Source organism: Mesorhizobium sp. M0340 (assembly GCF_040321535.1).
GTDB lineage: Bacteria > Pseudomonadota > Alphaproteobacteria > Rhizobiales > Rhizobiaceae > Mesorhizobium.
Window position 1 is genome coordinate 32,494 of record NZ_JAMYRR010000021.1, and the last position, 17,635, is coordinate 50,128.

Annotated in this window: 15 protein-coding genes, 1 pseudogene and 1 riboswitch; of the genes and pseudogenes, 10 read left to right on the forward strand and 6 right to left on the reverse strand. The window is 59.7% G+C overall.

Features of this window, described 5'->3' with window-relative positions; all coding sequences use genetic code 11:
* The first annotated feature begins 863 nt into the window (after positions 1 to 863).
* The 3 genes and pseudogenes from glyA to NKI79_RS25165 all read left to right on the forward strand — a co-directional run bounded on the left by glyA (position 864) and on the right by NKI79_RS25165 (position 4,534).
* Positions 864 to 2,148: pseudogene (glyA, locus tag NKI79_RS25155) on the forward strand (serine hydroxymethyltransferase).
* A 108-nt stretch (positions 2,149 to 2,256) separates the two neighbouring features.
* On the forward strand, positions 2,257 to 3,432 hold the full coding sequence (gene metK, locus NKI79_RS25160) for a methionine adenosyltransferase (RefSeq protein WP_352648323.1): 1,176 nt from the start codon (positions 2,257 to 2,259) through the stop codon (positions 3,430 to 3,432).
* A gap of 109 nt (positions 3,433 to 3,541) precedes the next feature.
* Positions 3,542 to 4,534: an adenosine kinase gene (locus NKI79_RS25165; protein ID WP_352805375.1), complete on the forward strand. Its 993-nt coding sequence runs from the start codon at positions 3,542 to 3,544 to the stop codon at positions 4,532 to 4,534.
* Positions 4,535 to 4,566: 32 nt separating this feature from the next.
* Here the strand turns inward: NKI79_RS25165 and NKI79_RS25170 are convergent, their stop codons facing one another.
* Entirely contained in the window at positions 4,567 to 5,241 is a 675-nt protein-coding gene (locus tag NKI79_RS25170) for a transposase (RefSeq protein WP_352805378.1), read from the reverse strand.
* A gap of 288 nt (positions 5,242 to 5,529) precedes the next feature.
* On the opposite strand from NKI79_RS25170, the gene NKI79_RS25175 reads away from it, so the two are divergent.
* Together NKI79_RS25175 and NKI79_RS25180 are read left to right on the forward strand one after the other, a co-directional pair.
* Positions 5,530 to 5,781 (forward strand): MFS transporter, encoded by a 252-nt coding sequence (locus tag NKI79_RS25175; protein ID WP_352458261.1) that lies wholly within the window; start codon positions 5,530 to 5,532, stop codon positions 5,779 to 5,781.
* A 62-nt stretch (positions 5,782 to 5,843) separates the two neighbouring features.
* The gene (locus tag NKI79_RS25180) at positions 5,844 to 6,677 is read left to right on the forward strand and encodes a helix-turn-helix transcriptional regulator (protein ID WP_352805380.1); all 834 of its coding nucleotides are present in this window, start codon (positions 5,844 to 5,846) and stop codon (positions 6,675 to 6,677) included.
* Between the two features lie 317 nt (positions 6,678 to 6,994).
* Here NKI79_RS25180 and NKI79_RS25185 read toward each other — a convergent pair whose 3' ends face one another.
* The gene (locus NKI79_RS25185; RefSeq protein WP_352805382.1) at positions 6,995 to 7,249 is read right to left on the reverse strand and encodes a hypothetical protein; all 255 of its coding nucleotides are present in this window, start codon (positions 7,247 to 7,249) and stop codon (positions 6,995 to 6,997) included.
* A gap of 555 nt (positions 7,250 to 7,804) precedes the next feature.
* Positions 7,805 to 8,005: riboswitch (cobalamin riboswitch) on the forward strand.
* 94 nt (positions 8,006 to 8,099) lie between these two features.
* Here NKI79_RS25185 and metE point away from each other — a divergent pair.
* Positions 8,100 to 10,445 (forward strand): 5-methyltetrahydropteroyltriglutamate--homocysteine S-methyltransferase, encoded by a 2,346-nt coding sequence (gene metE / locus NKI79_RS25190; protein WP_352805384.1) that lies wholly within the window; start codon positions 8,100 to 8,102, stop codon positions 10,443 to 10,445.
* 98 nt (positions 10,446 to 10,543) lie between these two features.
* Here the strand turns inward: metE and NKI79_RS25195 are convergent, their stop codons facing one another.
* From NKI79_RS25195 to NKI79_RS25205, 3 genes are read right to left on the reverse strand one after another with little or no spacing between them, the layout of a single operon-like run.
* Positions 10,544 to 10,762, reverse strand: coding sequence for an FMN-binding negative transcriptional regulator (locus NKI79_RS25195; protein WP_352805386.1), 219 nt, complete (start codon positions 10,760 to 10,762; stop codon positions 10,544 to 10,546).
* A gap of 34 nt (positions 10,763 to 10,796) precedes the next feature.
* Positions 10,797 to 11,699 (reverse strand): dihydrodipicolinate synthase family protein, encoded by a 903-nt coding sequence (locus tag NKI79_RS25200; RefSeq protein ID WP_352805388.1) that lies wholly within the window; start codon positions 11,697 to 11,699, stop codon positions 10,797 to 10,799.
* A gap of 52 nt (positions 11,700 to 11,751) precedes the next feature.
* The gene (locus NKI79_RS25205; protein ID WP_352805391.1) at positions 11,752 to 12,984 is read right to left on the reverse strand and encodes a trans-sulfuration enzyme family protein; all 1,233 of its coding nucleotides are present in this window, start codon (positions 12,982 to 12,984) and stop codon (positions 11,752 to 11,754) included.
* Between the two features lie 82 nt (positions 12,985 to 13,066).
* On the opposite strand from NKI79_RS25205, the gene pdxR reads away from it, so the two are divergent.
* The 4 genes from pdxR to NKI79_RS25225 all read left to right on the forward strand — a co-directional run bounded on the left by pdxR (position 13,067) and on the right by NKI79_RS25225 (position 16,233).
* Positions 13,067 to 14,563, forward strand: coding sequence for a MocR-like pyridoxine biosynthesis transcription factor PdxR (gene pdxR, locus NKI79_RS25210; protein ID WP_502899063.1), 1,497 nt, complete (start codon positions 13,067 to 13,069; stop codon positions 14,561 to 14,563).
* Positions 14,564 to 14,758: 195 nt separating this feature from the next.
* Positions 14,759 to 15,148, forward strand: a complete 390-nt coding sequence (locus tag NKI79_RS25215; RefSeq protein WP_352805394.1) for a phenylalanine--tRNA ligase beta subunit-related protein — start codon at positions 14,759 to 14,761, stop codon at positions 15,146 to 15,148.
* Between the two features lie 44 nt (positions 15,149 to 15,192).
* Positions 15,193 to 15,465: a phenylalanine--tRNA ligase beta subunit-related protein gene (locus NKI79_RS25220; protein WP_352805397.1), complete on the forward strand. Its 273-nt coding sequence runs from the start codon at positions 15,193 to 15,195 to the stop codon at positions 15,463 to 15,465.
* 246 nt (positions 15,466 to 15,711) lie between these two features.
* Positions 15,712 to 16,233, forward strand: coding sequence for a helix-turn-helix domain-containing protein (locus NKI79_RS25225; RefSeq protein WP_352805400.1), 522 nt, complete (start codon positions 15,712 to 15,714; stop codon positions 16,231 to 16,233).
* Positions 16,234 to 16,510: 277 nt separating this feature from the next.
* Here NKI79_RS25225 and NKI79_RS25230 read toward each other — a convergent pair whose 3' ends face one another.
* A complete protein-coding gene (locus NKI79_RS25230; protein ID WP_352805401.1) occupies positions 16,511 to 17,566 on the reverse strand; it encodes a cytochrome-c peroxidase in 1,056 nt (351 codons plus the stop codon).
* Between the last annotated feature and the right edge of the window lie 69 nt (positions 17,567 to 17,635).

Here is a 17,635-nt window from a genome sequence, read left to right on the forward strand (position 1 = left end):
CTACGAACTACTTGGCCAGGAAGAAGATCGGATTGAAAGCGAACCTTCCTTGTCATCTTTGCATCACGGTCAGTCTGCACGAGATTGACCGCTGCAAGCCGGGAGCAAGACCGGGCTGCGCAAACGTTGCAACAGATCCTTCAAGGAAATTCATAGACTCTTAGCAACTCCGGTTCGCTGTGAATGGTAGGCTTATTGCAACGTTTGAGTCAGTGGGGTCCGAACCGTGGCTTATTCTCCGACCCGCCGAACTGCGTGCAATTTCGGCTAAAGGCAATGGCAAGAACAGCGCCCATCTTGTTTGTTCGACACAGCCATATTGGCTCAAAACAGTATCTTCACGGCCACCGAGATTGTCCGGTCGGTGGACAAGCAACCATATTATTTCGTTCGAAAGCTGCAACATCTGTGGAGAACGCGAAATGACAAATTCAGTAGGACGAGTGCCCAGGCTTTCCAAGTGGCTTGGTCCTGACCAATGCTGACACTGGTCAGTCGCCTACGGACGGCAGCGCATCTAGATCGCCTTCGAATTCTAGGCCTTTGCGCGCACGCGGACCTAACTGTCTGCCAGCTAGCGGAGATTCTAGGTCTGCGTCGTGAGCACGTTGTACGACACGTCCGGCTGCTGGCCAGAGCCGACTTTCTTTACTGCAACGAACAACGTCCGTGGTGCTCGTACAATCTCAAAACAGGAGGTAAGGACGGCGGGCTGGTTCAATTGTTGGTTGATCTCCTGCCCCACGGCGATGGCTATCACAAACGAGACCTTCAACGGCTCGAAGCCACACAAGACGCGCCGTCGAAGGGGATCGCATGCTTGACCGTGAAATAGATCAGTCCAATTGGAGCGCGAAACCACCATGGACAACTCCGCCGACGGCGCCATCGCGCCGCGCGACACTTACGGACGGTCTCGATTGGCCGCGGTTGATTGCCGCGTTCACGAACTGCTTCTGAGACAGGAGCGGCAGGAGCGGACGACCCTTAAGCTCATCGCGTCAGAGAACTTTGCGTCCTCGGCCGTGCTGGAAGCGAACGGCTCGATTTTCACGAACAAGTACGCCGAGGGGTACCCCGGTGCGCGCTACTACGCTGGAAATAAGATCGTTGATGAGCTTGAGAATCTAGCCATTGAGCGCTTGAAAACACTATTTGGCAGCGAGCATGCCAACGTCCAGCCTTATTCCGGCTCGCCGGCCAACCAGGCTGTCTATCGTGCGCTTTTGAGCCCCGGTGACAAAGTCATGGGCTTGCCCCTCCCGGAAGGGGGCCATCTGACTCATGGTTGGGTCATCAATTTTTCCGGAACAGACTATAAGCGCGTCCCCTATGGGCTGCACGAAAAGACGCAGCAAATTGACTATGACCGTTTGCGCGAAACAGCAAAACGCGAATGGCCTCGGCTCATTTGGGCTGGCGGTACTGCTTATCCCCGTATCTTTGACTACGTGGCAATGGCAGAAATCGCTCTGGAGGCGAACTCCTACCTCGTGGCCGACATCGCGCACATCAGTGGCCTGATTGTCGCTGGAGCGCATCCGAATCCCGTACCCCATTGCGACGTCGTCAGCAGCACGTCTCGCAAGTCGATCCGCGGTCCCCGCGGTGGCTTCATTTTGTCAAGGAATGAAGATCGCTATCAAGCGCTGTATCATTCGAAGGGCAAATACAATCTCGCCAGACGAATAGATCGCGCTGTCTTCCCTCAACTGCAAGGCGGCCCCCATATGAATGTTATCGCGGCGCTAGCTGTCGCTTTGCGGGAAGCCGCGGACCCGTCCTTCCGCAGTTACGGCCAACAGATTGTCAAAAATGCCAAGGCTCTGGCCCAGGCGCTTCTGGACCGAGGTTATGACCTGGTCATCGGGGGCACTGACAATCACATGCTGATCCTTGATCTTCGCGATCGACCACTATCAGGCAAGGCCTATGCCAAGCGGTTAGCGAAGGCAGGCATCATTACGAGCTTTAATATGGTGCCGGGCGACCCGCGCCATCCTGCGGTCACAAGCGGAATTCGCCTGGGGGCGCCAGCAGTGATGTCAATGGGCATGCGCGATGTGGAAACGGTGCAAATTGCTGGCTTCATTGACTCCGTCCTCCGGCGAGCCAGACGACGAAGATCTCCATGCCTGCGTGCGATGAGACGTTGCCGACTTGTGCGCTGCGTTCGAGGTCCCGGGCATCACCGACAGGTAAGGTGGGCTAAGCAACATGCCCCATACAACTCCAACACCCGAAGCGAGGCATTTCATGGCTAGGCAGTTCGTGTTCTCTTCCGAATCGGTTGGCGCGGGACACCCGGATAAGTTGGCCGACAACATCTCGGATGCCATCCTCGATGCCATCCTCCGCACCGATCCCAAGGCGCGCGTCGCCTGTGAAGCGTTGGTAAAATCAGGGATGGTCGTTCTGGCTGGCGAGATTACCAGCGATGCGCGGGTGGATTATAGCCAAGTTGCGCGCGATACGATTCTGGATATTGGATACGACGATGAGGCCGTCGGCTTTGACGGCCGGCGTTGCTCCGTCGTTCATGCACTCACCGAGCAATCGCCCGACATCAGCCAGGGCGTTGACGAGGGACGAGGGCAGGACCTCCAACAGGGAGCGGGAGATCAGGGCCTCATGTTCGGCTACGCATGCCGCGAAACCGATACTCTGATGCCTTTGCCGATCCAGCTCGCTCATCGCTTGACGAAACGACAGGCAGATGTCCGGAAAGCACGACAGCTTGGCTGGTTGCGTCCTGACATGAAATCCCAAGTCTCAGTGCGCTATGACGGGTTGCGCCCGGTCGCCCTGGATACCATCGTCGTATCGACCCAACATGACGAGCAGGTCTCGCAAGAGACGGTCCGCGAGGGCGTCATTGAGGAAATCATAAAGCCTGTCCTGCCGACCCACCTGGAGACGGAAGGCATCAGAATTCTGGTCAACCCGACGGGGAGGTTCGTAGTCGGCGGGCCGCGCGGCGACTGCGGTCTCACTGGACGCAAGATCATCGTCGATTCCTATGGTGGGATGGGTCGTCACGGCGGCGGCGCCTTTTCGGGCAAGGACCCGTCCAAGGTTGACCGCTCAGCTGCCTATGCGGCCCGGTATGTCGCAAAGAATATCGTCGCTAGCGGACTTGCGGACGTCTGCGAGGTGCAGCTTGCTTACGCAATCGGCGTGGCCAGTCCGGTTTCTGTCATGGTCAACACGTTCGGAACAGCGAGGGTTGAGGAAAGAAGGATCGAGCGCCTCATTCTTGAGTTGTTCGATCTCAGACCGAAGGGCATTATCAAGATGCTTGATCTCTTACGCCCTATATACCGCAAGACCGCGACCTATGGCCATTTCGGCCGTGAAGAGCCTGATTTCACCTGGGAGAAGACAGACAGGGCCGACGAATTGCGTCGCGAGGCAGGACTTGCCGCCCCGTGAGGGCTGGCGCCGAACGGATTGGCAAGCGCAAAGCCCATTCCCACTGGCCAGACCCGCCCGCGCCCGGCGTGGCAGAAAGCCGGTGGGTTTTTGGCGGAGACATGAATTGATGCCGGACTATGACGTGCTTTGTATCGGAAATGCTATCGTCGACATCATCGCCCAGTGTGACGAGGCGTTCCTGGAGACCAACGGCATCATCAAAGGCGCGATGAATTTGATCGACACGAGGCGCGCCGAACTGCTCTACAGCCGCATGGGCCCGGCCATCGAAGCCTCGGGCGGCAGCGCCGGCAACACGGCGGCGGGCGTCGCCAGCTTCGGCGGCCGCGCCGCCTTCTTCGGCAAGGTCTCCAACGACGCACTCGGCGAAATCTACGCGCATGACATCCATGCCCAGGGCGTCGCCTTCGACACCAGGCCGCTTAACGGCGAAACGCCGACGGCGCGCTCGATGATCTTCGTCACGCCGGACGGCGAGCGCTCGATGAACACCTATCTCGGCGCCTGCGTCGAGCTCGGCCCGGAGGACGTCGAGGCCGACAAGGCCTCGGGCGCCGCGGTCACCTATTTCGAGGGCTATCTGTGGGACCCGCCGCGCGCCAAGGAGGCGATCCGGCAGACGGCGAAGCTCGCCCATGCGGCGGGGCGCGAAGTATCGATGACATTGTCGGATTCGTTCTGCGTCGACCGCTACCGCGACGAGTTCCTCGACCTGATGCGCTCCGGCACCGTCGACATCGTCTTTGCCAACAGCCACGAGATCAAGTCGCTCTACCAGACCGCGTCCTTCGACGAGGCGCTGGCCCAGATCCGCAAGGATTGCAAGATCGCCGCCGTCACCCGCTCGGAAAAGGGCTCGGTCATCGTGCGCGGCGACGAGACCGTGACCATCAATGCGACCAGGATCCGCGAGCTGGTCGACACCACCGGCGCCGGCGACCTCTATGCCGCCGGGTTCCTCTACGGCTACACGCAACGCCGCAGCCTCAAGGATTGTGGCGATCTCGGCTCGCTGGCAGCCGGGCTGGTCATCCAGCAAATCGGCCCAAGGCCACGGCAAAATCTGCGCCGAGAGGCGGAGCAGGTGGGATTGCTGTAGGTGGCGAGCCAAGAACCAGCTGCCCAGCCTCCTTAATCCAGCCCGAGCCTTTTCTTCAGTTCCGCATTCTCCTTGCGGAGACGATCGGCAAGCAGGCTCTTTAGCCGCTTGTTTTCTTCCTCGAGCGCGACGAGATCCTTCAGCCCGTCACTGTCCGCCGCTGGCGCCGCCGCCTTCTTCCAAAGATAATATGTCTGTTCCGAGATGCCGGCTTGCTTCACCGCGCTCTTGAGAGTAGCGCCGCCGCCGATCGAGGTCTCGATCTGCGCCAGCTTCTGGGCACGATCCTTCGCGGAGTAGCTCTTTCGGCCTGTTCGCGCTGACGGTGGTGCTTCAGTGGCCGCGGATATCGGCTTGGCGCCGTTCTTGCGGGCAGGCGAGCTCGCCTCAGCTTCTGGCTTCCTCGACCGCCGCGCTCTCGCCTTCGGTTTTGGCGTTTCCGTTTTGTCTGCCGGTTCGCTAACTACTGCTGACTCGGTTTCCAGAGGATTGGCCATGAAATGCTCCACTCGCGGTTCGTGCAAAGGTTCAGCATCAAGGACCACTATAGTAGAGTCAACAAGCTGACGATTTAACGGCTCGACTTCCTTTGTTGTCTCGGCCATCGCCGCGGCGATGTCGAAATTGCCCCAGATGGAACGTGCGGATTTTTGATAATTGCGCTTTTGTTTGACTTCCACGGTGAATGGTCGCGTCTGCCGCCTCATAGTTCCTTCCTGAATAGGAGAATGAAGTCGCCGCTCGAATTTTTGGCGCTTCCTGCTTAGCGCGGAGCATTATCGTATAGCCGCTCAACGGGCAAGTGATGCCGGTCTTCGATGGCTGACCCATCTGGGGGATTTGAGCGGCTTCGCGCGTCCTGCGCATGCCTGTAAGGCCGCCAAGTTTTCTGGGTTAGCAGGCGCGCACTGTGGCAGCTTGGCTTGTACGGCGAGGCCATGGTTGAGTGAGGCGAAATAAATCCAGCCCCGCGGTCAATCCCGAGGCTTCCCACAATGGCGAAGAGAACATCTTCACTCGTTCCTTTTGAGCACAAGACCTTCCGTTCGCTATGGTCGGCTGCACTCATTTCGAACCTTGGCACCCTAGTGGAAGGTGCGGCGGCAGCTTGGCTGATGACGAGCATCGCAGCAGTAATTTTTGATCGCCCATTCGTGCTGTGTACCAGCCCTGTGTCTTGCGCAAGTGGTCACGAACGGCTGCCGGAGCCTCGAAGACGCCCTAAAAACACATGCTGCGATTTTTGAACACGCTTGATGTGTTAGATTAATTCATCCACAATGCGTGTGTTGAACACGCGAGGTGAGTTATGAACATGAAAGAGCTTAGGGTTCGACTGGGCATGACTCAAAAAGATTTGGCAGAGCAGATGGCAACGACGCAACAGACTGTGGCCCGTTGGGAAACAGGCAAAACGCAGTTGAACGTCGAGCAGATCAAGGACCTTTGTCTCACGTTGAAATGCACGGTCGAGGAGCTGCTGGGCTGGAAGATTGATGTCGAGGAGTGGCGCACGAGCCCGTTTGCAATTGCCGATGCCGAAACGCGATACGGCACGCTCAGAATCAAGACGACTGTTGGCAGCCGCCAATATCCTATCGATGAAAAGGCGCGTGAATCGATTTTACGTCAGTTGAAGGAACTTCATAATCTGCGTAGAAATAACACAAGCAGGCCATGGCTGTATTGTTGGAGCCTTGACAACAAAATACTCTTGATAAATCCGCAATATGTCCGCACCATTGAGCTTATCGGTGACGATGTAGAGGAGATGCCAGAGTATTATCATCCAGAAATCTATCGGGCTTTGGATGACTGGGATAAGGGTGAGGTTTCAGGAAAGCTGAAGAAAGAATGCGATGCCATCATCGCAGAGATGGGTGATCAGGAAGCCGTGCGCATGGCCTCCTATGTTCGCGTCACATATGACGACGCAGAAGATGAGTGGAACTTCTTGGATGAAGAAACCGCTACGACTTTCTTCGGATTGGAAGCTGCGACCTTTGACGTTCCCCAGTGTAGTTTCGCCGAAGTGGAGGAAGAAGGTTACTACCGAGCGCGATACGCCAACCTTGATCGCGTCGCGGTGATGGAGGTTCCAAGCGACCGTTATCACAGATTGACCGCGCCCGAGGAAGCTTAGAACCATCCACGAAGGGCGCATGTTACATCTCGACCTTGCGTGGTGCGTTTTAAGTACGAGATGACGTTAAGCGTAGGTAGTGGCAGGTAAGAGTGCTCGACCAGAAGCTCAACTGCCTCCTCAATATCGCTGCCGATGTGCCGCAGGACACGTCCACGGGAGCGTGGATAAGCGTGAAGTTCCTGCACTCCACGGTCCGCTCTCCCATCGCCGGTGTGTGCCCGACGCCATCTTGTGGACGAGCTTGGCCGCCTGCACCCGGTTGTATTCCGGCTTGCGGTCCGCCTGGGCGGTCCGCCGCGATGGCTATCTCCATGTCAATCGGCGCCGAACTTTGACTGCCCGCTGCTTTTGATGAATTTGGCGAGGTCCCGCGCATAATCACTCTTGGTCTTCTCCTTGAGGCCCTGTGTCGCGAACTTGTGGTCCAGCAGGGCAAACAGGTCCAAGTCCCCTTCCGCCTGTGGCGCTGGCTTGCCCTCACCGCCCGCGGCTTCCCAATTGGGGACCGCTTCTGCGCGCTGCACCGTGGCGATTGTCCGCCCAAGACGCATCACAAAATCGAACGCCAAACCGTGCGCGTGCACGACGATTTGCCGCTCAGGCCTCATTTGGACAGGACTTGAGCTGGCCCGGTGGTTTGAGCCGGGTTACCTTGAGCCGGTGGGCTGCGAACAAGCAGTTCGAGACATTGGCCTCGATCACTTCGCAACACGCCGCTGCGCCTGGCCTCGGTGTGCTCCTCCCGAAATCGTTGTGTCATATCACCGAGGGCATCACGGCCAACAGCTTCCACATGGGCAACAGCCTCGCCATTGAGCCGAATATGGTCGCGAGCAGATCACCAACGAAGCGGTCGGAACCTCGGAGCCGAAGTTCGACGCCGAGGTGGTTCGCATGATGCGCTAAGCAGCACCACGGCGCTTGCCGGTATGTTTGCTGCCGGCAGCCGACGAACTCCTATCCTCCTGGACAAGGGCGCCGTGCGTCATTGCTTTGATTTACCGGCCGCTCAAGGCTTCCACAGTTTTCGCTTTCGAGGCGACCTTTGGAACATGCCAACGGAAATTTAACATAACGACATAAACATTTCTTTATGCGGCGTTGACAAAGAAGGGAACTGCGGTAATTGTCTCCCGTGTCGTGGTTCTCCGTACGGCGCTGCCGCAGCGGAGCTAAGAGGGAAGCCGGTGCGATGCCGGCGCTGCCCCCGCAACTGTTAGCGGCGAGCCAACCCCACTCATGTCACTGAGGCGAATAGCCTTGGGAAGACGGGTAGAGGCTATGACCCCGCGAGCCAGGAGACCTGCCACGGCGAATTACGTCCACGGGCGGGGTGTCTCGATGGCCGCTGCAGCCTGGCGTTCGTGCCGGCCTGCTAGCGTCTTCCTTGTCACCGACGCCCCAACCATCGGGGTATGCATGACTGTCTCTCAGCAAATTCCTGTAGCAACGCTCGGCGTGCCCCGCTTCGGTCGTCGGCGAGAACTGAAATTCGCGCTTGAAAGCTACTGGTCCGGAAAATCGTCCGCTGCCGACCTTCTCACGACGGCGAAGGCGCTCCGTGCCGCTAGCTGGGAGGAGCAACGCGATCGCGGCGTGTCGAAAATCCCGTCGAACGACTTCTCGCTTTACGACCATGTGCTCGACACCGCAGCCATGGTCGGCGCCCTTCCGTCCCGTTACGGCTGGAATGGCGGCGAGGTCCCACTCGACATCTACTTCGCTATGGCGCGCGGCAACCAAGGTCAGACGGAGGATTGTGGGCACGGTGATCACCAGCATGCGGCTCATCGGCCTGGCGTAACCGCGATGGAAATGACCAAGTGGTTTGACACCAACTATCACTACATTGTGCCGGAACTAGACGATGATCAGACGTTCGCTCTTTCGTCGACGAAGCCGGTTGATTACTTCCTCGAGGCTAAAGCCCTCGGCATTCACACACGCCCAGTCATCCTTGGACTGGTCACCTTCCTCAAGCTGGCTAAATCGCCTGCCGAAGGCTTCGATCCCATCGCGCTCCTACCACGGCTTCTGCCCGTCTACGAGCAACTCCTGCGGAGCTTGAAGCTGTCGGGTGCCGATTGGGTGCAGATCGATGAGCCAGCGCTTGTCCTCGATCTGAACCCGAACGAACGAGCTGCGTTCGAATTCGCCTATGGCCAGCTGTCAAAAGCCGCGCCCGAGTTGAAGATCATGCTGGCTGCCTATTTCGGGCCGCTGGGAGACAATCTCGAAACCGCGGTTTCTCTGCCCCTGGCCGGGCTGCATATTGATCTCGTGCGCGCTCCCGAGCAGCTGGAAACGGTGGGTCGGCTCGCACCGAAGGATCTGGTGCTCTCGCTTGGCTTGATCGATGGCCGCAACGTCTGGCGTGCGAACCTGCCCGCCATTCTCGACCGCATCAAACCGATCGTCGCCGGCTGGCCCTTGGACCGCGTCGAGATCGCGCCTTCTTGCTCGATGCTGCATGTGCCGATCGACCTCCGCATGGAGACGGAACTCGACGCGGACATCAGGTCGTGGCTCGCCTTCGCGGCCCAGAAGACCGACGAGTTGGTGTTGCTTGCCCGGGCCCTGTCCCAAGGCAGGGATGCGGTGGCAGGCGCGTTGAAAGCGTCTGCCGAGGCTGCCGCCACTCGCGTGACATCCACGAAGATCCATGACCCGCTGGTTGAGGGGCGGATCGCCAGCATTGACGACAGCATGAAGCGACGAGAGAGCGCTTTTGCCGAGCGCTCCAGAGTCCAGGCCGGCACGCTCGGGCTGCCGCCGTTCCCGACGACGACCATCGGGTCCTTCCCACAGACGCCGCAGGTACGCAGGGCGCGGGCCGCTCATGCGAAGGGCCAGCTGAGCTATGTCGACTACGAGACCTTCCTGAAGAAGGAGATCGAGGCTGCAATTCGCTGGCAGGAAGAGATCGGGCTGGACGTGCTGGTGCACGGTGAGTTCGAACGAAACGACATGGTACAGCATTTCGGCGAGCAGCTGTCCGGCTTCGCCTTCACCCAGCATGCCTGGGTGCAGAGCTATGGGTCGCGTTACGTGCGCCCCCCCATCATCTTCGGCGACGTATCGAGACCCAATCCGATGACGCTGCGCTGGTGGCAGTTCGCCCAGTCGCTTACGGAAAACCCTGTGAAGGGAATGCTCACAGGCCCAGTGACCATTCTCAACTGGTCATTTGTTCGCGACGACGTACCCCGCTCCGAAGCATGCCGCCAGATCGCGCTCGCCATCCGCGACGAAGTGACGGATCTCGAATGGTCCGGCGCAAGGATGATCCAGATCGATGAGGCCGCGTTTCGCGAAGGATTGCCACTGCGCCAGTCTGATTGGAACGACTATCTCGACTGGGCTGTCGAATGCTTCCGGATCGCTTCAACGGGTGTAAAGGACGCGACTCAAATCCATACCCACATGTGCTATTCGGAGTTCAACGAGATCATCGACGCGATCGCTGAAATGGATGCGGATGTCATTTCGATTGAGACGTCGCGCTCGAAGATGGAACTGCTGGACGCCTTCACGAGCTCCAAATATCCGAATGAAATCGGGCCCGGAGTCTACGACATTCACTCACCACGGGTCCCGGAAGTCGGCGAGATTTCGGACCTAATCATGCTTGCCCGCGAGCGACTGTCCGACGGCCAACTGTGGGTAAACCCGGACTGTGGCCTCAAAACCCGCAAGTGGGAGGAGGTCCGCCCTGCCCTCATGAACATGGTTGCTGCAGCACGCGCGCTCCGGGAGAAAGTGTAGGCCGGAAGGTTTCCTGGTTGCTCACCATGTGGTGAGTTACCGGCTGCCGCATGTGGGCCGTGAATGTGCCAAAACGCGATCACATCCTTTGAAATAAGTCACTCGAGCGAGAAAGTGCCCTTTCCTTCGGCACGTGTACTAATCGCGCAGGAATAAAGGGAACCGTTTTCTCCCTGTGACGTGTCGAGTTCGAAGGGGATGTGATTGGCGTCGAGACCGCTCCGGCCATGGGTTATCAGCATGCCAAGTGCGCTGTTCTCGATCAGTTCGTAAAGGACTTCTCGGCTCGGTTCATCGAAATGCGCGGGTAAATACATGACAGTTCCTTTCACTGGCCGCCGGGTTCGCTGTTCACCGGCTGGTATCCGATGGCAAGCGTTCCAACGCGGCGGCGATCTGGCGCTTCGCTGCTGAGGGCAGAGGCAGGATGGGACGCGGGGGGTCGGCACGGCAAATGTCGAGCAATTCGGCAAGTGCATAGACGACGCGAAGGCTCGAGAACTCCTTGAAGAGGCTCCAGAGCGGCGCAAGCGTGGCATCGATCCGTCGCGCTTCGGCCGCATCGCCCTGTTGCGCCGCCGTGACGATCTTCACGCAGACCTCGGGCAGGATGCCGGCGAGGACGCTGTACCATGTGTCGGCGCCGGCGATTATGGCCTCTGCAGCGTTCCAGTCGCCGCTGTAGCCGATCGAGAACCCTTCCGGCACAGTGCGCCTCTGGTCGGCCAGATGGCTCTTGATCGCATCGCCCTTGTCTGTCGGATTCTTGATAGCGACAATCCCACGCACCTTTGCCAGGCGGCTGACGAGTGCTGGGGTGAAATGGAAATGCGTCGTTCCTGGATTGTCGTAGACGACGATCGGCAGGCCGCTCTCGCACGCCACCGTCGAGAAATGTTCGAACACCTCGTCCTCAGTGAGCGGGGTGTAGGAGGCGGCCGCAAGCAGCCCCGCGGCAACTCCAAGGGCCTTGGCGTCCTGCGCGAACCTCACTGCTTCATCGGTGCGCAACGCGCCCACACCCACCACGACCGGCGTTCGCCCGGCGATTTCGTCCAAGGTCTCGGCGAGCGTCCGTCGCCGTTCCTCGCGCGACAGATACATGTAGGTGCCGGTGCTGCCGAGAAGACCGATGGAGTCGACCTGAGCGGCGCAAAGCCTGGCAATCAGCCTGCGCAGAGCAACGGTATCGACGCGGCCGTCACGATCGGCGGGCGTGATGGGAAACGCGGAAAGGCCGCTCAGGAATGCCATGGCAAGGCTCCGGGTTTGTACGCGAGCGCGGGACTGGCCGGACCACAGGTCATCACAAGGCGTCCAGAGCCCGCCGCAGGTCGGCGATCAGGTCCTCGGCGTCTTCAAGACCCACCGAGAGACGCATGAGGTCCTCGCCGACTCCATCGGCCAGATGCGCATCCTTGCGGATCGGCTGACGAGCACGGGTCAGGCTTGCCGGATGATAGATGAGGCTGTCGGCATCGCCGAGGCTGACAGCCCGGGTGATCAAGTTGAGCCGGTCCATCATCCGGCGCGCGCCCTCGAACCCAGCGTGGAGGCCAAAGGCCAACATGCCCGAGCCTTGGGACATCTGCTTTCGCGCCGTCACCTGATCAGGGTGCGAGTCGAGGAAGGGATAACTCACCCATGCCACCGCCGGGTGCGCCTCGAGCGCCTGAGCCACCGCAAGGGCAGTGGCGCTGTGCCGTTCCATGCGCAGCGTGAGCGTCTTCAGACCGCGCAGGATCAGGAAGGCTGACATGGGCGAGAGCGCTGCGCCGGTGATGTAGCGCAGGCCCGTTTCGTGCAGCGTGCGGAGCGTTTGCGCGTCGCCGAGAATCGCCCCGCCAAGGGCATCGCCGTGCCCATTGATGTATTTGGTCAGCGAGTGGAGCACGAGGTCTGCCCCATGTTCGAGCGGCCGCTGGAGCGCGGGGGAGGCGAAGGTGCTGTCGACTGCAACCTTTACACCGCGCGCGTGGGCGCGCTCGGCAATGGCAGCGATGTCGAGGATGCGGCTCAGCGGATTCACCGGCGTCTCGAAGAAAACAAGCCGGGTCCGCTCGGTGATCGCGGCATCGAGATTGTGAGGATCGGACAGGTCGACCGCGACGACCTTGATGCCGAAGCGGGGGACCGCCTGTTCGACCATGGCAAGCGTGTTCGCATAAAGCGTCCTGTGGACGATGAGTTCATCGCCTTGGGACAGGAGCGACAGGATCAGCGTCCCGAAAGCCGCCATCCCCGAGGCAACGACCAGACCTGCCTCGGCTCCTTCCAGATTGGCGAGCCGTTGCTCGAGGATCTCCGTCGTCGGATTGTATTCGCGCGCATAGAGCCTTCCGCCAAGCGCGGCGGCGGCCTCGTTCGCTGCCACGCTTTCGAATCCATAGGTCGAGGTCAAGAAGACTGGCGGCTGAACGGCATAGGAAAAGCCGGCCGGATCGTAGCCATGATGGATCGCCCGAGTGGCGAATCCGGGACCGGTGTCGTTGAGCGACCGCGTGAGAGCATCGGTTTCGGATTGATAGGAACGGGTCATTCGGCCTCTAGATCTTTCTTGGGTTTCCGAAAGATTGACGGCAAACTGGCCAATGTGAAATATCCAGTTGGCGATGAATGAAATGGTCCAGTCTTCAAGTGCCGGTTCTGCAGGTCGCACGCACGCGATGGGTGCACGCCAGATCTACGAGGCTCTTCGCGAGCAGATCCTCGGAAGTGTCTACGAAACCGGCAGTCAGCTGCCGTCCTCCCGAGGCCTCGCAAATGACCTTGGGGTTTCGCGAACGACGGTGACGGTCGCCTATGAGCAACTGGCTGCGGATGGTTTCATCGACGTCCGTCAAGGCGCACGACCCCGCGTTGCATCCTCGCTGATCGGTCCTGAGACGAGCCGCACTGTCGCGAAACGAGTCGGCCCGGTTCATCTGTCCGCCTATGGCGAACGACTGCGCGTCACGCCGCCCTGGCCGGATTATCTGCCGACTGGACTGAAGGTCGATTTCCGCTATGGCGACCTGGCGCCGTCAGACTTCCCCGCATTGGTCTGGAAACGTGCGATGAACGAGGCGATGGGGCAGCGCCCGTTGCGTCTTGCCTATGACGACCCTCGCGGCTCGCGCCGGCTGCGCCAGGCGCTCCAGGGCTATCTCTGGCGCGCCCGAACGCTGAGCTGCGACCTCGAGCAGATCATCATCATCAACGGTTCGCAGCAGGGCCTCGATCTGTGCGCTCGCCTGCTTCTCGATCGTGCCGACCGCTTCGTCATCGAGGACCCGTGCTACAGGATGGCGCGTCAGGTCTTTGCCAGTACGGGTGCCTTGCCCATCCCCGTCACCGTCGACGAGGACGGGATGAAGACGGAGTTGCTGGCGGGGATCGGGGCGCGACTGGCCTATGTCACGCCATCGCATCAGTTTCCGCTGGGCGGCGTCATGCCGATCGCGCGCCGCCATCAGCTTCTGGAATGGGCGCGGCACAACAACGCCTATGTGATCGAGGACGACTACGACAGCGAATATCGCTACGACATCAATCCGGTCCCTCCGCTGCACAGTCTCGAGGACCACGGGGCTGTCATCTACCTCGGCACGATCTCCAAAACGCTCTCGCCGATGCTGCGCATAGGCTACCTCGTCGTCCCGACGGAATTGCAGGAGGTCTTCGCTACCGCCAAACAATTCGCGGACCGGCATTCGCCGGTGGCTGAACAGGAGGCTCTGGCCTGTTTGTTCGAGAGTGGCGGCTACGAAAGCCATGTGCGGCGTGTGCGCAGGCTGAACGGCGAGCGGCGGGAGACGTTGTTGGGCGCCTTGCGGCGCAGCTTCGGAGATCGCATCGCTGTCCAGGGAGCAGAGGCCGGTCTGCACGTCGTCGTTTGGTTCGACGAACTGCCGCGATCGCGGGAAACGACCCTGGTCGAAGCCGCCCGAGACGCGGGCCTGGGGCTGCACCTGATCTCGCCCCTTTACGAGCGGCAATCGGACGAAGGCCACATCGATCGCGTGGGGCTTGTCATGGGCTATGCCGCCTTGAGCATTCGGCAAATCGAGAAGGGCGTTGAGATCCTGCGAGCGGTTGTCAAGCAGGTGCAAGACGCGTTGCCGGGACACGGTGGCTAAAACGGCGGGACGTGGCGTGCTGGCGAGGAAACCGACGCTTGGGCTGAACCGCATTTCGTTGCAAAGCCAACTGGAGCATGGTGCGGCATGCACCATGCCGATGCCAGAAGATCTGGACGCTCGACAAGCACCTTTCTTCAAACATTTCCCGAACGACCCGCAGCGCAAAGCCTCCCCATGAGAAAAGAGCATCCCATGTCTTTCACGCCATTGATTGACCCCGAGATCAAGGCCCGCTACCGGGATTTTCATCTGATCAGCAGTGTGGTGCGGAACGCTGAAATCGACGTGCCGGATGCACAGGCGTTGAACGACACGATTGCGGCGGCGGAACAGGCGGCGCTTCGCGATGACGCCCAAAGGGACGCGCATCTTGCGGCGTGGGCCGTTGCCTACGAGGCTTTCGGCACAAAGGCCAATCGAACGCCGTGCTCGGCCGCCGCGCTTCTCAAGCGGGTGCGGAAAGATGGCTCTCTCCCGCGGATGTCCCCACTGGTTGATGCCTACAATGCCGTCAGCGTGCTGTATGGCGTTCCGATTGGCGGGGAAGATCTCGATCTCTACCAGGGGTCCCGAGACTTTTAATTGCGAAGGGAGCGGAGCCATTCGACACGATCGAGCAAGGTGAAATGGTAACCGAGCATCCCGAACCGGGCGAAGTCATCTGGTGCGATGATTCCGGTGCCACGTGCCGCCGCTGGAACTGGCGGCAGGGGCGGCGCACCATGGTCACGGTCGATACCCGCGCCATGTGGCTCGTGCTGGAAGCCCTCGGCCCAATGTCAGCTATACAGATGACGGGCACCGGAGAGCATTTGATGGGACTTATCCAAGCGTTGTGCCCGGGTGCGCGAATCGAAACCGCGCGGATCGACGAGTCCACTACATCTCGTGTCCCTTAGGGCATGGCCCAGCTTTCGGAGAAACACCCCACTCAGCCCTGTCCGGATCTGGCGCTCCTTGCTCGCTCCGCTGGCCTACACAGTTGATTGCGAACGACCCAGAACGGCTCTCGAAAACGAGCGTCGAACGAAATCAGATCACTGCTTGTTCTCCCTTAGCGTTGTTTGGCGTACTTTTATCGCGATGCTTCCAGTGGGGATGGTCCAAATTGCGCAAGCTCGGTCGAGTGATCGCGGAGAAGCTTAATGTCGACTAAATCGAAATTCATGGAGCGGTACGGACAACGGGTGCGAACCCGGGACGTCGCCCCGGTGTCGTCAGGCTCTCCCGTCCGACTGAGCCTCAGTTTTCTTCACGGCGCGAATACTCCTGAGGCCGCCCGGATTCTCGTTAAGAGACAGCTGCCGCTCAGGACGGCCCACGCGATACTCACGGAGATGGTCGATCACGGCAAGGCGTTCGTGACGGTTCCTTGCGTCGACGACCTATTGGCACTGAAGAATGAACTGTCGTCCGCAGGCGTGATCGCGAAGGTTCATGCGCCGCGGCCGATAAGTGTTCGCGAAGTCCGGGATCGCACGAAGCTCTCTCAGGAGGCATTCTCCGTGAGGTATGGCCTCGATCTGGCAACGCTTCGAAACTGGGAGCAAGGTCGCTCGAAACCGGATGCAGCGGCGAATACTCTCCTTTGGACCATCGCCCGGAATCCGGAAGCAGTCGAAGAATCGCTGGACATGGAGGACGGAGTGGCTGCCCCTTCGCCCTAAGGGGGCCGATCACTTCGGCGCGCGGCAATTCGGCCGCCAGCGCGATGACCGGCCGCCGCGCGGTATCGACAGCGCGCGAGCCTCATGCGTCAGACGCCTTCCTTGGCATGTCGCACGCCAGATCCCAAACATGATTCCATCGCAACGAGCTGGTGACGGAAGCAGTGTCTGCACTTTGGAAACGAGCCATTTGCGTTCTCATGGACGTCGCGACTCGTCTCGTCCAGTAAAAGTCGCAATCATTGTCAATTGCGATGTTCCGCAGTCAGCTGGCCGTTTATTTTCCTAAGATCTGCGTTATAGGCCGGGGTGTTGTCGCCGTTTCGGCGGGTAAGATGGGATAGGCGACCTCGGATGCCTTTCCGGTCAGCGAGTTGAGGAAGGCAACAAGCAGGTCGACTTCTTCGTCCGCCAGTACCACGCCAAGCTGGGTGGTTCCCATGATGGCAACGGCCTGTTTCACATCCCAAACCTTGCCCGAATGAAAGTATGGCGCGGTGAGTGCAACGTTGCGCAGCGGCGCCACGCGGAAAACATAGGAATCGTCGGCTGCATTGGTGACCGCAAATCGGCCCTTGTCTTTTTCCGGCAGGACCTCGGCGCTGGGCTGTTCCACGAGGCCGAATGGGTAATAGGCTTCCCCACCAACGTTGATGCCGGCATGGCAGGACGAGCAGCCTTTGTCCATGAAAAGCGCCAGGCCCTGTTTCTGTTCGGAAGTCATGGCAAGCTCATCACCATTCAGGAAGCTGTCGAAGGGGGCCGGCGTGACCAGTGTCGCCTCGAAGGCTTCGATTGCCTTGGCGAAGTTGTCGAAGGTGACCCGATCGGCTTCAGCCGGAAAAGCTGCATCGAACCACTCGACATATTGCGGCATGGACTTGAGCGTGGCGATGACTTGGCCCGGTGTATTGGCCATTTCGATGCCGGCTTGGACCGGTCCCTTCGCCTGAGCCTTCAGGTCTGCGGCACGACCATCCCAGAACTGGGCGATGTTGAAGACAGCGTTCAGTACAGTCGGCGCGTTGCGCTGTCCCTTCTGCCAACAATGGCCGATCGAGGTTTCATGATTGTCGTCGCCGCCGGTGGCCAAGTTGTGGCACGAGTTGCACGACAAGACGCCTGACGCAGAAACGCGTGGATCGAAGAACAGTGCCTTGCCGAGAGCGATCTTTTCCGGGGTGATCGGGTTGTTGGCGACTGCCGGCGTGGTGGATGGCAAAGCCCTGAAGGTGGCCAGTGCCGTTTCTCTGAGGTCTGCGGGGATCGAATCCGCAGCAAAAGCGGTGGCTGCCAGCAACGGAACAGCCATCGTACTGAGTAGGATTTTCATAAATGATCTCTCTGCGTCGTGCACGCAGCCACTCTGGGATACGCAGCCCATGAACGCCCTGCGCTAGAT

Excerpts from the sequence above, each read along its gene's own strand:
- NKI79_RS25220 (WP_352805397.1), top strand. The coding sequence starts at position 15,193 with ATGGTAACCGAGCATCCCGAACCGGGCGAAGTCATCTGGTGCGATGAT.
- NKI79_RS25180 (WP_352805380.1), top strand. The coding sequence starts at position 5,844 with ATGAACATGAAAGAGCTTAGGGTTCGACTGGGCATGACTCAAAAAGAT.
- NKI79_RS25175 (WP_352458261.1), top strand. The coding sequence starts at position 5,530 with ATGGCGAAGAGAACATCTTCACTCGTTCCTTTTGAGCACAAGACCTTC.
- metE (WP_352805384.1), top strand. The coding sequence starts at position 8,100 with ATGACTGTCTCTCAGCAAATTCCTGTAGCAACGCTCGGCGTGCCCCGC.
- pdxR (WP_502899063.1), top strand. The coding sequence starts at position 13,067 with ATGGTCCAGTCTTCAAGTGCCGGTTCTGCAGGTCGCACGCACGCGATG.
- NKI79_RS25230 (WP_352805401.1), bottom strand. The coding sequence starts at position 17,566 with ATGAAAATCCTACTCAGTACGATGGCTGTTCCGTTGCTGGCAGCCACC.
- NKI79_RS25195 (WP_352805386.1), bottom strand. The coding sequence starts at position 10,762 with ATGTATTTACCCGCGCATTTCGATGAACCGAGCCGAGAAGTCCTTTAC.
- metK (WP_352648323.1), top strand. The coding sequence starts at position 2,257 with ATGGCTAGGCAGTTCGTGTTCTCTTCCGAATCGGTTGGCGCGGGACAC.
- NKI79_RS25205 (WP_352805391.1), bottom strand. The coding sequence starts at position 12,984 with ATGACCCGTTCCTATCAATCCGAAACCGATGCTCTCACGCGGTCGCTC.
- NKI79_RS25170 (WP_352805378.1), bottom strand. The coding sequence starts at position 5,241 with ATGAGGCGGCAGACGCGACCATTCACCGTGGAAGTCAAACAAAAGCGC.
- NKI79_RS25165 (WP_352805375.1), top strand. The coding sequence starts at position 3,542 with ATGCCGGACTATGACGTGCTTTGTATCGGAAATGCTATCGTCGACATC.
- NKI79_RS25200 (WP_352805388.1), bottom strand. The coding sequence starts at position 11,699 with ATGGCATTCCTGAGCGGCCTTTCCGCGTTTCCCATCACGCCCGCCGAT.
- NKI79_RS25215 (WP_352805394.1), top strand. The coding sequence starts at position 14,759 with ATGTCTTTCACGCCATTGATTGACCCCGAGATCAAGGCCCGCTACCGG.
- NKI79_RS25225 (WP_352805400.1), top strand. The coding sequence starts at position 15,712 with ATGTCGACTAAATCGAAATTCATGGAGCGGTACGGACAACGGGTGCGA.